The following is a 14908-nucleotide window of genomic DNA, read 5'->3' as shown; positions in this document are numbered from 1 at the left end:
AATGCATTCATTTTTTTAATGCATCGTTTGCCATTTGGCAGATTTTAAGAAACCATTCGCTCCGTATTTTAGTCCCCCTAAAAAACAATACCCGGTCTTAAGCCGGGAAACAGCAAACACAATCGAGGATCTATGGCAGAGAAAAAACCGGAGCTGCAGCGTGGGCTGGAAGCTCGTCATATTGAACTGATAGCGCTGGGCGGCACTATCGGCGTGGGCCTGTTTATGGGCTCCGCAAGCACGCTCAAGTGGGCAGGCCCTTCCGTATTACTGGCGTACATTATCGCCGGGCTGTTTGTTTTCTTCATCATGCGTTCCATGGGCGAAATGCTCTTCCTGGAGCCGGTAACCGGCTCTTTCGCCGTTTACGCGCATCGTTATATGAGCCCGTTCTTCGGCTACCTGACGGCCTGGTCATACTGGTTTATGTGGATGGCGGTGGGCATCTCCGAGATCACCGCGATAGGGGTCTACGTCCAGTTCTGGTTCCCGGATATGGCTCAGTGGATACCCGCACTCATTGCCGTGGGGCTGGTGGCGCTGGCAAACCTGGCCGCCGTGCGTCTTTACGGTGAGATCGAGTTCTGGTTTGCGATGATCAAAGTCACCACCATCATCGTGATGATTGTCGTCGGCCTGGGCGTAATTTTCTTCGGCCTTGGCAACGGTGGACATGCTATCGGCTTTGGTAACCTGACCGAAAACGGCGGCTTCTTTGCCGGCGGCTGGAAGGGCTTCCTGACGGCGTTGTGTATCGTTGTAGCGTCGTACCAGGGCGTAGAGCTGATCGGTATTACCGCCGGTGAAGCGAAAAATCCACAGGTCACGCTGCGTAGCGCGGTGGGCAAAGTGCTGTGGCGCATCCTGATTTTCTATGTGGGCGCCATCTTCGTTATCGTGACCATCTTCCCGTGGAACGAAATAGGCTCGACGGGCAGCCCGTTTGTTTTAACCTTCGCCAAAATTGGTATCACGGCGGCGGCGGGTATCATCAACTTTGTGGTCCTGACGGCCGCGTTGTCAGGCTGTAACAGCGGGATGTACAGCTGTGGGCGTATGCTCTATGCGCTCTCGAAGAATAACCAGCTGCCTGCGGCAATGAGTAAAGTTTCACGTGCCGGGGTGCCGGTGGCGGGCGTGGCGGTCTCCATTGCAATCCTGCTGATTGGGTCTTGCCTGAATTACATCATTCCTAATCCGCAGCGGGTGTTCGTTTACGTCTACAGCGCCAGCGTCCTGCCGGGCATGGTGCCGTGGTTTGTTATTCTCATCAGCCAGCTGCGTTTCCGTCATGCGCATAAAAAGGCGATTGAAAGCCATCCGTTCCGTTCAATTCTGTTCCCCTATGCGAACTATTTGACGATGGCGTTCCTGATTTGCGTATTAATCGGAATGTACTTTAATGAAGATACCCGCATGTCGCTGTTTGTCGGGGTGATCTTCCTGGCCGCCGTGACGGCTGCCTATAAGCTTTTTGGCCTGGGTCGCCGTGCCACCACGCAGAAAGTGGAGGAATAAGCGGCAAAATGTGCAAACCATAACCAAACGCGCATTTTTTTCAAAAAAGCACTAGACAGCGGGGACGGAGGTACGTAATATCCAGCCCCGCAACGGCGCTAAGCGCCCGTAGCTCAGCTGGATAGAGCGCTGCCCTCCGGAGGCAGAGGTCTCAGGTTCGAATCCTGTCGGGCGCGCCATTTTAGTCCCGGCGCTAGAGCTGCGGTGGTCTGAGAAGTAGTCAGTACCGCGTGAAAGAATACAGTGGTGGCTATAGCTCAGTTGGTAGAGCCCTGGATTGTGATTCCAGTTGTCGTGGGTTCGAATCCCATTAGCCACCCCATTATTGAAAGAGTTGTGAATTGCGAAGGTGGCGGAATTGGTAGACGCGCTAGCTTCAGGTGTTAGTGTCCTTAGGATGTGGGGGTTCGAGTCCCCCCCTCGCACCACGACTTTTTAAATGAATTGAACTAAAAATTCAAAAAAGCAGTACATCGGCGAGTAGCGCAGCTTGGTAGCGCAACTGGTTTGGGACCAGTGGGTCGGAGGTTCGAATCCTCTCTCGCCGACCAATTTTGAACCCCGCTTCGGCGGGGTTTTTTGTTTTCTGCCATTCTTCATCCCTGTAGTGATTCCCCGACAGCGTCCGGTTTCATTGTCGCGATTCAGCGACATACAATCCATTGAAAATAAAAGAATTACTCATACTTCCATTTTGCTGTCTCCTCCTGGCGACAGAATTCTGTCCTTACCGATACATTGTGGGGCTTAAGACGGCGCTTAACAGCATAATTTCCTTTTATCTTAAAATGTTGCGTCATGTAAACGTTTTGGGTGCGAACCTGGCACGTTACGTGCAATAATATGCGTGTAGATGCTCATTCCATCTCTTATGTTCGCCTTCGTGCCTCATAAACTCCGGAATGACGCAGAGCCATTTACGGTGCTTATCGTCCACTGACAGATGTCGCTTCGGCCTCATCAGACACCATGGACATAACGTTGAGTGAAGCACCAAATATGTTGTCTTACAGACCTGTTTTAACGCCTGCTTTTATAGCAGGCGTTTTTTTATGCCTTATTCCCGATACCGGCGCACGATCAGGGCAACCATCACCAGGGCTGCTGACGAGACGGCATAGAGTGCCGTTACTGAGCCAAACCCGGCAGCCACTGCCGCAGCGATGCCGGTGAAAAGAGAGGCGCTGAGCGTTTGCCAGCGCCAGGCTTTCCCACTGGCTGAAGCGGTTTGCGTGAGATGAAAACTACTGAGTACCCCAAACGTCCCGGCTGCGAAGAGAATATTCGAGGCCAGATGTGCGATAAAAATCGCCCCCAGTGCACATGCCATCCATCCGGACAACAACGGTAGCGTTCCGTAAGCGGCCAGAAAGATGCCGAGACAAACGATGATGCGCGGCGTATGAGCGGCAAAACGCGTCAGGCTCTCTTTCTTTAGCAGCATGGGACCGCAAAGCTGGCCCATGCTTCTTGCGAAAAGCAGCGGCAGAGCAAGGCCCGCCGCATCCTGAGGATGGATTTGCTGTGCCAGCGCCGGAAGCAGCGCCATAGCCGGTGAGCCGACGGCCGCCAGCGACGGCAGCAGGAGCAGACTGCGTTTCTGCCGAACGGTCAACGTCCGCCAGCGTAATGCCGCAGAGGCTTCCTCTTCCCCGGAGGACGGGAGTGATGGCGCAGAAAACCGGCGTCCAGCCAGCCATAGCATGAGCAGTGACCCGAGAAAGCTGGCGGCATCAATGGCCAGCAGGGTAAACACGGACGTCTTCTGGAACAGCACCACGCCCAGGCCAGTCCCTAACAATACCTGCGAAGCAAAAATCACATTTTCCAGACAGGTCGCAGCAGGCAGCTCTGCTTCGCTAAGTCCGCGCTTAAAGAGCAACGTCAGCGCGGGCCAGCTCATCCCGCTGAGCAGCGCCTCGGTGGATTGTACGGCGAGTAATGCGGCAACGCTGTGATAACCCACACCAAGCAGGGGAAAGAGCAGGGCGAGCAGGCCCAGCCCTTCGGTCAGTATCAGCAGGGATATCGGAGACCAGCGTGAGCATAGCTTTTCGCCGATCGTACTGCCGATAAATCCCGGTACCGTCGCGAAAAGAAAAGCAAGGGTGAGCAGAGCGGGCGGAGCTGACCACGCTAACAGCAAGCCGAAGACCACAACCTGGGTTAAGCCATTCCCCAGCGAAGAAAAGATAAAAGCACAGGCAAGCAGGCGCAGCCAGCGGTGGCAGCGCAGCGCTTCAATAAGCGCATATAAAAGCGAGTTCATGACGATTTCCTTTCAAAAACGATTTAGTCCACGCCGCAGCAAGTGCGCGTGTGTGAAAAAAGTTAATGAAAAGACATCGTTACATTGGCGGGTTCGTTTGCAGATGCGGGTGTAAAGAATGTAGCAGGAGAAAAGCGATAAAAAAAGGAGGCCATCTGGCCTCCTGATGAATTACTGCTGCGTACCGTTATTTTGCAGCGTCAGTAATAGCCCATCACGGCGCATGGCGGCCGCCTCTTCCGGCTTATGCTGCTTGTCCAGCGTATCGGCAAGCCATGCGTAGTCGAAGGCATCCGGACGCTGCTTGAGCGCGGCGCGGAAGGCGAGGCTCGCCTCCTGCCATTCGCCGTGCTTCATCAACGACTGGCCGAGCGTGCTCCACAGCAGCGGGCGATCGCCAACGGTTTTAATCTGCTGACGCAGCACTTTTTCGATTTGCTCAGGATTGTTGGTTTTCAGGCGCGGAATCACCATCACCAGGCGATCGTCGTACTGGCGCTTCAGACCGTCGAGGAGGATCTCCTGAGCCGTGTCGTGATCGTCACACTCGATGAGATGTTCCGCCATCGCCACCTGCAGAGGAACCTGCTGGCGCGTTTTACGGCTCTGATTCTTCCACCAGGTTTTCAGACCGTCGCTGCCCAGGTCAGCGCGCGCCTGATCCATCAGGCCAATCCACGCCAGACGCTGAAGCTCGTCACGATGTTCATCGTCGCCCACCTCGGCCTTCGCCATCGATGGAATGATGTCCAGCAGTGAGCCCCAGGCGCCGGTACGAATATAGGCCTGCTCGGCAAGACGCAGCACTTCCGGATGACGCGGCGCGACTTCCAGCAGACGGTCGATACCGTGGCGAGCCGCGTGATTCTCATTACGTGCCAGCTGCAGACGAACGCGCGTGATTTCCACCGGAATCGGGTCGCCGTGAGCCAGCTCAGCCGCTCGCTCCAGGTGCTGATTAGCGCGGGCTTCGTCACCGCGCTGCTGCGCTGCTTCGGCCGCCAGCAGATAGTTCACCACCGGCTGTTCGGCGTGGTCGGCGTTTTTCGACATCAGCTTTTCAACCTGCTGATAGTCACCCTCTGCGAGCTTAAGCAGCGCCTGCTCGGTCTGTTTACGGGCGCGGCGGCGCTTACGGCCAACGAACCAGCCGCGGGTATGGGCGCCGGTACGGAAAATACGGCGCAGGATCCACTCGATCGCAAACAGCACCACCACGCCGAGGATCAGAATGATCGTCAGACCCGTTACGCTGGTTTCAATGTTGTAGTTATCGGTCTGGATCAGGACGTAACCCTGATGACCCGCAAGCATAGGCCCCAGGACGATCCCGGCGATCAGCAGGATGAAGAGTAAGAGGACTTTTAGCATCATTACTCTCCCTGCGGTGCGCTTTCAGGCGCAGGAGCCGGAGCAGGTGCTGCTCCGCTCGTCTGCTCTGCCGGTACGCCCGGCTGTGCCAGCAGGTTACGTACGCGCGTCTGCATCAGTTTCTCCAGAATCGGCTGGCTGGCCAGCTTATCCGGCACGTTCATGGTGATGTTCTGCTGGCTGAGCTTATCAATGTCTTCGAGGAAGGCGGTGGTCGTCGCATCATCGGTGTTGTAGTAGGCGCGTACCCACGTTGAGACGTTATCCAGCGCCTGTTTGTAGGTCTCTTCCTGATGACGCGGCACGGCCTGGGCAGCGACCAGCAGGCGGGAACGAATGTTCTCGCGCAGATAGATGTCCTGGTTCGGTGCGAGCAGCGGTACGGCAGTTTCGTCGCGACGGCGGACAGTAATAAAGCTGTCCATAAAGTTCTGCCAGCTTTTTTGCAGGTTAATGCGCCATTCGCTCAGGGAGCTCGAAAGCTCGGTACCGTCGGAATCCATCGGGGAGTCGTCGTCGTTATTATCCGCCAGCTGCAGGTTATCAATCTGATTCGACAGCTGATTCACTTTAAGGATAATGCCGTCGTAATCCACCTGCGAGACGGCGGAGAGGCTGGCGATGTCTTCGGTAATCGCGCGACGGGCGGTAATAAGGCTTGGGTCGTTCATGTCCGCCAGGCTTGCATCAGCGCTTTTCAACAGCGCGGCAGCGGTGGTGACGTCCTGATCGCTCCAGAGCTTACGTCCGGCGAGCTTCACCAGGAAGTCAGCCTGCGAGAGCAGCCAGGTTTTGGCATCGGTACCGGAAATGGTGGCGACTTTCTGCTGTACTTCACCCAGCTGTTTGGTCAGCTCTTCCTGTTTGCTGTTCGCTTCGGCGAGCGCCGCGGCCTGCTGCTTAATCACGGCTTCCAGCTCGGTTTTCTGCGTCTCCTGCTCTTTTTGCAGGGCAGTGAGCTGATTCACCAGCGCGTCGCTGGTAGACGTCTGGTTAGCGCTCTGTTGCTTCACCAGCCCGTACAGGCCAACCCCCGCTGCCAGCGCAATGGCGATGGCAATCGCGCTCAGCGTGAGGCTTGTTTTGTTGCTGCCGTTTTTCTTCTCAGCGGTTTTCTCAGTCGTCTCTGGCTGTGGCGTCGTCTCCACAGTCTCCCTGGTCTCTTCAACCACGGCGGAGGATTTGTCGTGTTCCGTCATTATGGCTTCCCATTTGAGAGTTATTGTAATGCGCGCAGCAGCGCATCGTTGTCGGCGTTATCAGCGATCCGAATATCCTGCCAGCCCAGTTCCCGGGCCTGGTTCGCCAGACGCTCACTGACGACCAGAAGCCGACAGCGGAGTAACCAGTTTTCGCGATACCAAAGCGGTATCAGCGTCCAAAGCTGTTGTAACATTTCACCGCTGGTGACCACCAGCGTATTGATGCCTCGCGCGTGCCAGCGCATCGCCTCTTCCGCACCGTCGTAGTGTTTTGCACAGCGCTGATAGCACTCAACGAACGTCACGTTCGCACCACGTTCACGCAGCGTTTCGCCCAGCAGCTCGCGGCCCCCATTGCCGCGCAAAATGAGCGCACGCTTGCCGGCAACAGTTTGTAATTCAGGTAATTGTAGCAATACTTCACTGATTTCCCGATCTAACGGGTAACGAACGTCCGCGCTGCTCACGGTATGCAGTGCCAGTGCCGTTGTACGGCCAATCGCGAAATAGCGGGGGGCGGTTGGCCAGGCCTGTCCCTGCTGCTGCAGCTGTGCGTGGGCAAATTCCACGGCATGCTGCGACAGCGCAAACAGCAGGTCACCGTCCTGAAGGGTATTCATCTGGTCGGCGAGCGCAGAGAGCTCGCGACCGGGGGAGAATTCAATGAGCGGAAAACTCCAGGCCACCTGCCCCAGTGTGCGCAGACGGCTCACTAACTGCTCTCCTGCGGGAGAAGGGCGGGTGACGAGAATACTCATGCAGGGGGTTCTCCATTGTAAACGTCAGCCAGAATCTCGCGGGCGCCGTTATCCAGCAATTCTTCCGCCAGCGACACGCCAAGCTGCTCGGCATCTTGCGCTTTTCCGCGACGTTCGCCGCGTACCATCTGCGAACCGTCCGGGGCGCCTACCAGCGCGCGCAGCCACAGTTCGCCATTCGTCAATTCAGCATAGCTGCCAATCGGAACCTGGCACCCGCCTTCGAGGCGGGTATTCATCGCCCGCTCCGCTTTTACGCGGGTAGCGGTTTCGTCATGATTCAGTGGAGCAAGCAGCGCGCGGGTACGTGCATCGTCCAGACGGCACTCGATGCCGACAGCACCCTGACCAACAGCCGGCAGCGACAGCTCTGGCGGCAGCGCCACGCGAATACGTTCCTCCAGCCCCAGACGCTTCAGGCCGGCAACGGCGAGAATAATGGCATCGTAATCGCCGTTATCCAGCTTGCCCAGACGCGTGCCGACGTTACCGCGCAGCGAGCGAATGATCAGATCGGGACGACGCTCCGCCAGCTGACACTGACGGCGTAAACTGGACGTGCCAACCACGCTACCCGCTGGCAGCGCGTCGAGCGAGTCATAGCGGTTAGAGACAAACGCATCGCGCGGATCTTCGCGCTCGCAGATGGTCACCAGCCCCAGCCCCTCCGGGAACTCGACGGGCACGTCTTTCATCGAATGTACGGCGATATCGGCGCGGTTCTCAAGCAATGCCAGTTCCAGTTCTTTGACGAACAGGCCTTTGCCGCCCACTTTCGCCAGCGGCGTATCGAGGATCACGTCACCGCGCGTGACCATCGGCACCAGCTCGACGCGCAATCCGCTGTGGCAGGCTTCCAGGCGCTGCTTCACATAATGTGCCTGCCAGAGCGCGAGAGGGCTTTGGCGTGTGGCAATTCTCAAAACATTGTCTAACATGCTTGTTACCGTCATTATCAATCGCTAACCATCCTAACATTGTTGACTCTGGGATGGCAGTTTTACGGTTGATGAAGCGTGAGAGGGACAAGGCGGCGTATTCGTCAGCCATAGCCGTATTCAGGAATTTACACGTACAGAACGGTGCTACACTTGTATGTAGCGCATCTTTCTTTACGGTCAATCGGCAAGGTGTTAAATTGATCACGTTTTAGACCATTTTTTCGTCGGTACCACCAAAAATGATAAGGGCGAAAAAGGGTAACGGTTATCTTTTTGAAATACTGCGGGTCCGCTGTTACTCGTGTTTTGAATAGCTGCGACACCCGGAAACATCAGGCGATACGTCTTGTACCTCTATATTGAGACTCTGAAACAGAGACTGGATGCCATAAATCAACTGCGTGTGGATCGCGCGCTTGCTGCTATGGGCCCTGCTTTCCAGCAGGTATACAGTCTGCTGCCGACATTATTGCACTATCACCACCCGCTGATGCCTGGCTACCTTGATGGTAACGTTCCCCAGGGCATTTGCCTTTTCACGCCTGATGAAACCCAACAGCATTATTTGAACGAGCTGGAACTCTACCGTGGCATGCCGCCGCAGGAGTCCCCAAAAGGTGAACTGCCGATTACCGGTGTTTACTCAATGGGGAGCACCTCATCGGTAGGGCAAAGCTGTTCTTCGGACCTGGACATCTGGGTCTGCCATCAGTCCTGGCTCGATAACGAAGAGCGTCAGCTGCTGCAGCGTAAATGCAGCCTGCTGGAGAGCTGGGCGGCATCGCTCGGTGTGGAAGTTAGCTTCTTCCTGATTGATGAAAACCGTTTCCGCCATAACGAAAGCGGCAGTCTGGGTGGTGAGGACTGCGGCTCGACCCAGCACATCCTGTTGCTGGATGAATTCTACCGTACTGCTGTGCGTCTGGCCGGGAAGCGTATTCTGTGGAATATGGTCCCGTGTGAAGAGGAAGAGCATTACGACGATTACGTCATGTCGCTTTACGCGCAGGGCGTACTGACGCCAAACGAATGGCTGGACCTCGGCGGTCTCAGCTCTCTGTCTGCGGAAGAGTACTTCGGCGCAAGCCTCTGGCAGCTCTATAAGAGTATCGACTCGCCGTACAAAGCGGTGCTCAAAACGCTGCTGCTTGAAGCCTATTCCTGGGAATACCCGACGCCGCGCCTGCTGGCGAAAGACATCAAGCAGCGACTGCACGACGGGGAAATCGTCTCCTTCGGGCTCGACGCCTACTGCATGATGCTGGAGCGCGTGACCGAATACCTGAAAGCCATTGATGACACTACGCGTCTTGACCTGGTGCGTCGATGTTTCTATCTCAAAGTCTGTGAGAAGTTGAGCCGCGAGCGCGCCTGCGTGGGCTGGCGTCGTGAAGTGGTCAGTCAGTTAGTCAAAGAGTGGGGATGGGACGAAGCGCGTCTGTCCATGCTCGACAACCGGGCCAACTGGAAAATCGATCAGGTGCGTGAAGCGCACAACGAACTGCTCGATGCAATGATGCAAAGCTACCGTAACCTGATCCGCTTTGCGCGCCGTAACAACCTCAGCGTTTCCGCCAGTCCGCAGGATATCGGGGTATTGACCCGTAAGCTGTACGCCGCGTTTGAAGCGCTGCCGGGTAAAGTCACGCTGGTTAACCCGCAGATTTCGCCTGACCTGTCAGAACCGAACCTGACCTTTATCTACGTGCCGCCGGGCCGCGCGAACCGCACCGGGTGGTATCTGTATAACCGTGCGCCAAGCATGGATTCCATCATCAGCCATCAGCCGCTGGAATATAACCGCTATCTGAACAAGCTGGTGGCCTGGGCCTGGTTTAACGGCCTGCTAACCTCGCGCACGCGCCTGTTTATCAAAGGCAACGAGGTGGTCGATCTCGCTAAGCTGCAGGAGATGGTCGCGGATGTGTCGCACCACTTCCCGCTGCGCTTGCCTGCGCCGACGCCAAAAGCGCTCTACAGCCCGTGCGAGATTCGCCATCTGGCGATCATCGTCAACCTGGAATATGACCCGACCGCGGCCTTCCGCAATCAGGTGGTCCATTTTGACTTCCGCAAGCTGGACGTCTTTAGCTTTGGCGAGCAGCAAAACTGCCTGGTCGGCAGCGTGGACCTGCTCTACCGCAACTCGTGGAACGAAGTGCGTACCCTGCACTTCAACGGCGAGCAGGCGATGATCGAGGCGCTGAAAACCATTCTCGGCAAGATGCACCAGGATGCCGCGCCGCCGGACAGCGTGGAAGTGTTCTGCTACAGCCAGCACCTGCGTGGATTGATTCGTACCCGCGTGCAGCAGCTGGTCTCGGAATGTATCGAACTGCGTCTCTCCAGTACCCGTCAGGAAACCGGGCGCTTTAAGGCGCTGCGCGTCTCCGGCCAGACCTGGGGCCTGTTCTTTGAACGCCTCAACGTGTCGGTACAGAAGCTGGAAAACGCCATCGAATTCTACGGCGCGATTTCGCATAACAAGCTGCATGGCCTGTCGGTGCAGGTGGAAACCAACCACGTTAAGCTTCCGCAGGTGGTGGACGGCTTTGCCAGTGAAGGGATTATTCAGTTCTTCTTTGAGGAGTCGGGTGATAACGCCGGGTTTAACATCTACATTCTGGATGAGACCAACCGCGCCGAGGTGTATCACCACTGTGAAGGCAGTAAAGAGGAGCTGGTGCGCGACGTCAGCCGCTTCTACTCCTCTTCGCATGACCGCTTTACCTACGGCTCAAGCTTTATCAACTTTAACCTGCCGCAGTTCTACCAGATTGTGAACGTCGACGGTCGTACGCAGGTGATTCCGTTCCGCACCCAGGCCGTCACGCCTGCCGCACCTGCGAATCAGGACACCGCGCCGCTGTTGCAGCAGTATTTCTCCTGAGCCTTTTCGCCGGGTGGCGCTTACGCTTACCCGGCCTACGGTTCGAGTCGCTGTTGCCGGGCGACAAAACTACCTGAAACTCACCGCCTCACCCGCCTGTGCAGTCGCGGCCTGTTCCAGCAGATCCCAGAACGGCACGCCGCTGCGGTCGCAAACCCATTCCCCGTCTTTCAGATCGAAATGATAGCCGCCCTGTTTAGCGGCCAGCCAGACCTGGTGAAGCGGCTCCTGGCGGTTAATAATAATTTTGCTGCCATTTTCGAAGCTCAGGGTCAGAATACCGCCGTTGATTTCACAATCGATATCGCTGTCGCCGTCCCAGTCGTCAATACGCTCTTCGATGGTCATCCACAGGTTGTCGGCAAGGCGATGGAATTCACTGTCGTTCATGGTTTTGTTCCTGTTTTTCGTGATGCCGGCAGTATAACCCTAAATAATTCCCGTTGCAGGAAAGCGGCAAACTCTTGCTTTTGTGTCTTCTCCTGCGATGATAGAAACAGATTTGAACTTACGGGCAACTTTATAATGAAAAACGCTTTCCGAACGCTTGCCGTTCTCATCACGCTGTTTAGCCTGACTGGCTGCGGACTGAAGGGACCACTGTACTTTCCGCCTGCGGATAAAACCGCACCGCCGCCGACGAAACCGGTTAACAGCGGCATTGAGTCTTCCACGCCAAACACTAACGACCGTGGCGACAACGGCGGCCCGACTCAGGTTAATCTCTGACGACAACGTTCTGTACCCGCGCAATGGAGCAAATGATGCAGTTCTCTAAAATGCATGGCCTTGGCAACGATTTTATGGTCGTCGACGCGGTAACGCAGAATGTGTTTTTCTCCCGGAACTGATCCGTCGTCTGGCGGATCGGCATCTGGGCGTGGGGTTCGATCAGCTGCTGGTGGTTGAGCCGCCGTACGATCCCGACCTCGATTTCCACTACCGTATTTTTAACGCAGACGGCAGCGAAGTTAACCAGTGCGGCAACGGCGCGCGCTGTTTCGCCCGCTTTGTCCGTCTGAAAGGGCTGACCAACAAACGTGATATTCGCGTCAGCACGGCCAATGGTCGCATGGTGCTCAGCGTCACCGATGATGAGCTGGTGCGCGTGAACATGGGCGAACCTAACTTCGAGCCCTCCGTCGTACCGTTTCGCGCAAACAAAGCGGAAAAGACCTATATTATGCGGGCGGCCGAGCAGACAGTATTGTGCGGCGTCGTCTCAATGGGTAACCCACACTGCGTGATTCAGGTTGATGATGTGGAAACCGCGGCGGTCGAAACGCTCGGCCCGGTGCTGGAAAGCCACGAACGTTTCCCGGAGCGCGCGAACATCGGTTTTATGCAGGTAGTGAAGCGCGAGCACATTCGTCTGCGGGTTTATGAGCGCGGCGCGGGCGAAACTCAGGCCTGCGGAAGCGGAGCCTGTGCGGCAGTGGCCGTGGGCATCTCCCAGGGGTTACTGGCAGAAGAGGTTCGCGTGGAATTACCGGGCGGTCGGCTTGATATCGCCTGGAAAGGACCGGGTCATCCACTGTATATGACTGGCCCGGCGGCACATGTCTATGACGGGTTTATCCATCTATGAAACAACCAGGGGAAGAACTGCAGGAAACAGTGACGGAACTGGACGACAGAGCTGTTGTTGATTATCTGCTGCGCAATCCTGAGTTTTTTATTCGCAATGCACGCGTCGTCGAAGAGATGCGCGTGCCGCATCCGGTTCGCGGGACCGTGTCGCTGGTGGAATGGCACATGGCGCGCGCGCGCAACCACATCAACCAGCTCGAAGAGAACATGACGCTGCTGATGGAGCAGGCCAGCACCAACGAAAGCCTGTTCTATCGTCTGCTGCATCTGCAGGCGCGTCTGGCGTCGGCGCACAGCCTTGACGAGTTCCTCAGCCGCTTCCACCGCTGGGCGCGCGAGCTGGGGCTGGCGGGCGCAACGATTCGTCTTTTCCCTGACCGCTGGCGTATCGGCGCGCCGTCGGGATTTACCCATCTGGCACTGAGCCGTCAGGCGTTTGAACCGCTGCGCATACAGCGTCTGGGCCATGAACACCACTATCTGGGGCCGCTTAACGGGCCTGAGCTGCTGGTGGTGTTGCCAGAGGCCAAAGCGATTGGATCGGTGGCGATGTCGCTGATGGGGCGCGATGGCGATCTGGGCGTCATCTTATTTACCAGCCGCGACGCGCATCACTATGAGCAGGGGCAAGCCACGCACCTGCTGCAGGAGATCGCCCTGATGCTGCCTGAGCTGCTGGAGCGCTGGATTGAGCGCGTATGACGGACGGACTGCTCGCCACTGACGTCTCGCGCTTTCTGCGCTATCTCGGCGTGGAGCGTCAGCTTAGCCCCATTACGCTGCTTAACTATCAGCGTCAGCTTGATGCCATCATGCAGATCGCCGACGAAATCGGCCTGAAAAGCTGGCAACAATGTGATGCTGCGACGGTACGCGGGTTTGTTGTGCGTAGCCGTAAAAAAAACCTCAGCCCGGCGAGCCTGGCGCTCAGGCTCTCAGCGCTGCGCAGCTTCTTCGACTGGCTGGTCAGCCAGGGAGGCTTAAAAGCCAACCCGGCAAAAGGGATCGCCACGCCGAAGGCGCCGCGCCATCTGCCTAAAAATATTGACGTTGACGACGTAAACCGCCTGCTGGATATCGATCTGAACGATCCGCTGGCCGTGCGCGACCGCGCGATGCTGGAGGTGATGTACGGTGCCGGGCTGCGTCTGTCTGAACTCGTCAACCTTGATCTCAAGCATCTCGATCTGGAATCGGGCGAAGTGTGGGTAATGGGTAAGGGCAGCAAAGAGCGCCGCCTGCCGATTGGCCGCAATGCGGTCTCCTGGATTGAGCACTGGCTTGACCTGCGCGGGCTGTTTGGCTCCGACGAAGATGCGCTGTTCCTGTCGAAACTCGGCAAGCGGATCTCGGCGCGTAACGTGCAGAAGCGCTTTGCGGAGTGGGGCATTAAGCAGGGTTTAAACAGCCACGTGCATCCGCACAAGCTGCGCCACTCCTTTGCAACACATATGCTTGAGTCGAGCGGCGATCTGCGCGGCGTGCAGGAACTGCTTGGCCATGCGAACCTGTCGACCACACAAATTTATACCCACTTAGACTTCCAACACCTTGCCTCGGTGTATGACGCGGCGCATCCACGCGCCAAACGGGGGAAATAATGCGTTTTTACCGCCCACTCGGTCAGATCTCAGCCCTGACGTTTGACCTTGATGACACTCTTTATGACAACCGCGAGGTGATCCTGCGTACCGAGCAGGAGTCTCTGGCGTTTGTGCAGAACTACCATCCCGCGCTGAAGGCGATACAGAACAAGGATTTCCAGAAGCTGCGCCAGTCCCTGCGGGAGACCGAGCCGGACATTTACCACGACGTGACCGAATGGCGTCGTCGCGCGGTTGAGCAGGCGATGCTGAATGTGGGCCTGAGTGCGCAGGATGCCGCCATTGGGGCAGAAGCGGCCATGGAAAACTTCGCCAAATGGCGCAGCCGTATCGACGTGCCGCAGGAAACCCACGACACGCTGGCGAAGCTTGCCGAAAAGTGGCCACTGGTGGCCATCACCAACGGCAATGCCCAGCCGGAGCTGTTTGGCCTGAGCGATTACTTTGAATTCGTGCTGCGTGCGGGTCCTCACGGGCGCGCGAAGCCGTTCAGTGACATGTACCATCTGGCGGCAGATAAGCTTAACCTGCCGCTGGGTGAGATCCTGCACGTGGGGGATGACCTGACCACAGACGTGGCGGGCGCTATCCGCTGCGGCATGCAGGCCTGCTGGATCAAGCCGGAAAACGCTGACTTGATGATCGCCTCCGATAGCCGTCTTCTGCCGCACGTGGAAATTTCGCGGTTGGCATCCCTCACGACGCTGATATAATCATCAATTGTTCTGTATAAATTAACAGGGTTTTGGCGAATGCGCTTCGCCT

Annotated in this window: 12 protein-coding genes, 4 tRNA genes and 1 pseudogene; 11 read left to right on the top strand and 6 right to left on the bottom strand. The window is 56.8% G+C overall.

Features of this window, described 5'->3' with window-relative positions:
- Positions 1 to 132: 132 nt before the first annotated feature.
- The 5 genes from thrP (at position 133) to ACMGGU_RS20550 (ending at position 2069) form a co-directional block, all read left to right on the top strand.
- Positions 133 to 1518, top strand: a complete 1386-nt coding sequence (gene thrP / locus ACMGGU_RS20570) for a bifunctional threonine/serine APC transporter ThrP (RefSeq protein ID WP_048030790.1) — start codon at positions 133 to 135, stop codon at positions 1516 to 1518.
- Between the two features lie 102 nt (positions 1519 to 1620).
- Positions 1621 to 1697 (top strand) — tRNA-Arg (locus tag ACMGGU_RS20565).
- Between the two features lie 67 nt (positions 1698 to 1764).
- Positions 1765 to 1840 (top strand) — tRNA-His (locus ACMGGU_RS20560).
- A 21-nt stretch (positions 1841 to 1861) separates the two neighbouring features.
- Positions 1862 to 1946 (top strand) — tRNA-Leu (locus ACMGGU_RS20555).
- Between the two features lie 46 nt (positions 1947 to 1992).
- Positions 1993 to 2069, top strand: a tRNA-Pro gene (locus ACMGGU_RS20550).
- Between the two features lie 506 nt (positions 2070 to 2575).
- Here the strand turns inward: ACMGGU_RS20550 and ACMGGU_RS20545 are convergent.
- The 5 genes from ACMGGU_RS20545 to hemC form a co-directional block, all read right to left on the bottom strand.
- Positions 2576 to 3787 carry an MFS transporter gene (locus ACMGGU_RS20545; protein ID WP_420300870.1) on the bottom strand — a complete coding sequence of 404 codons (1212 nt, stop codon included), beginning with the start codon at positions 3785 to 3787 and terminating at the stop codon, positions 2576 to 2578.
- Positions 3788 to 3958: 171 nt separating this feature from the next.
- Entirely contained in the window at positions 3959 to 5158 is a 1200-nt protein-coding gene (gene hemY / locus ACMGGU_RS20540; RefSeq protein ID WP_008501551.1) for a protoheme IX biogenesis protein HemY, read from the bottom strand.
- A 2-nt stretch (positions 5159 to 5160) separates the two neighbouring features.
- A complete protein-coding gene (gene hemX, locus ACMGGU_RS20535; RefSeq protein WP_045417670.1) occupies positions 5161 to 6357 on the bottom strand; it encodes a uroporphyrinogen-III C-methyltransferase in 1197 nt (398 codons plus the stop codon).
- 20 nt (positions 6358 to 6377) lie between these two features.
- Positions 6378 to 7118, bottom strand: a complete 741-nt coding sequence (hemD, locus tag ACMGGU_RS20530) for a uroporphyrinogen-III synthase (RefSeq protein ID WP_048226899.1) — start codon at positions 7116 to 7118, stop codon at positions 6378 to 6380.
- Positions 7115 to 8056 carry a hydroxymethylbilane synthase gene (gene hemC, locus ACMGGU_RS20525; RefSeq protein WP_164712111.1) on the bottom strand — a complete coding sequence of 314 codons (942 nt, stop codon included), beginning with the start codon at positions 8054 to 8056 and terminating at the stop codon, positions 7115 to 7117. Before hemC ends, hemD begins: the two co-directional genes overlap by 4 nt.
- Positions 8057 to 8405: 349 nt before the next feature.
- On the opposite strand from hemC, the gene cyaA reads away from it, so the two are divergent.
- The gene (gene cyaA / locus ACMGGU_RS20520) at positions 8406 to 10949 is read left to right on the top strand and encodes a class I adenylate cyclase (RefSeq protein ID WP_045909229.1); all 2544 of its coding nucleotides are present in this window, start codon (positions 8406 to 8408) and stop codon (positions 10947 to 10949) included.
- Positions 10950 to 11018: 69 nt separating this feature from the next.
- Here cyaA and cyaY read toward each other — a convergent pair whose 3' ends face one another.
- A complete protein-coding gene (gene cyaY, locus ACMGGU_RS20515; protein ID WP_045909228.1) occupies positions 11019 to 11339 on the bottom strand; it encodes an iron donor protein CyaY in 321 nt (106 codons plus the stop codon).
- A gap of 135 nt (positions 11340 to 11474) precedes the next feature.
- Between cyaY and lptM the strand changes: the two genes are divergently transcribed.
- The 5 genes and pseudogenes from lptM to yigB all read left to right on the top strand — a co-directional run bounded on the left by lptM (position 11475) and on the right by yigB (position 14856).
- Positions 11475 to 11678 (top strand): LPS translocon maturation chaperone LptM, encoded by a 204-nt coding sequence (gene lptM / locus ACMGGU_RS20510; RefSeq protein ID WP_032646076.1) that lies wholly within the window; start codon positions 11475 to 11477, stop codon positions 11676 to 11678.
- Between the two features lie 35 nt (positions 11679 to 11713).
- A pseudogene (gene dapF, locus ACMGGU_RS20505) lies at positions 11714 to 12537 on the top strand (diaminopimelate epimerase).
- Positions 12534 to 13241 (top strand): DUF484 domain-containing protein, encoded by a 708-nt coding sequence (locus ACMGGU_RS20500; protein ID WP_032646075.1) that lies wholly within the window; start codon positions 12534 to 12536, stop codon positions 13239 to 13241. The pseudogene dapF and the gene ACMGGU_RS20500 overlap by 4 nt, the downstream one beginning before the upstream one ends.
- Positions 13238 to 14140: a tyrosine recombinase XerC gene (gene xerC, locus ACMGGU_RS20495; protein ID WP_024907983.1), complete on the top strand. Its 903-nt coding sequence runs from the start codon at positions 13238 to 13240 to the stop codon at positions 14138 to 14140. Before ACMGGU_RS20500 ends, xerC begins: the two co-directional genes overlap by 4 nt.
- Complete coding sequence (yigB, locus tag ACMGGU_RS20490) at positions 14140 to 14856, top strand: 5-amino-6-(5-phospho-D-ribitylamino)uracil phosphatase YigB (protein ID WP_045909227.1); 717 nt, start codon at positions 14140 to 14142, stop codon at positions 14854 to 14856. The genes xerC and yigB overlap by 1 nt, the downstream gene beginning before the upstream one ends.
- Positions 14857 to 14908 lie beyond the last annotated feature (52 nt).

Source organism: Enterobacter sp. BNK-8 (assembly GCF_048685095.1).
Classification (GTDB): Bacteria; Pseudomonadota; Gammaproteobacteria; order Enterobacterales; family Enterobacteriaceae; genus Enterobacter; species Enterobacter quasiroggenkampii.
Note: the sequence above shows the minus strand (reverse complement) of the source record. Positions and strands in the feature narration are given on the sequence as shown.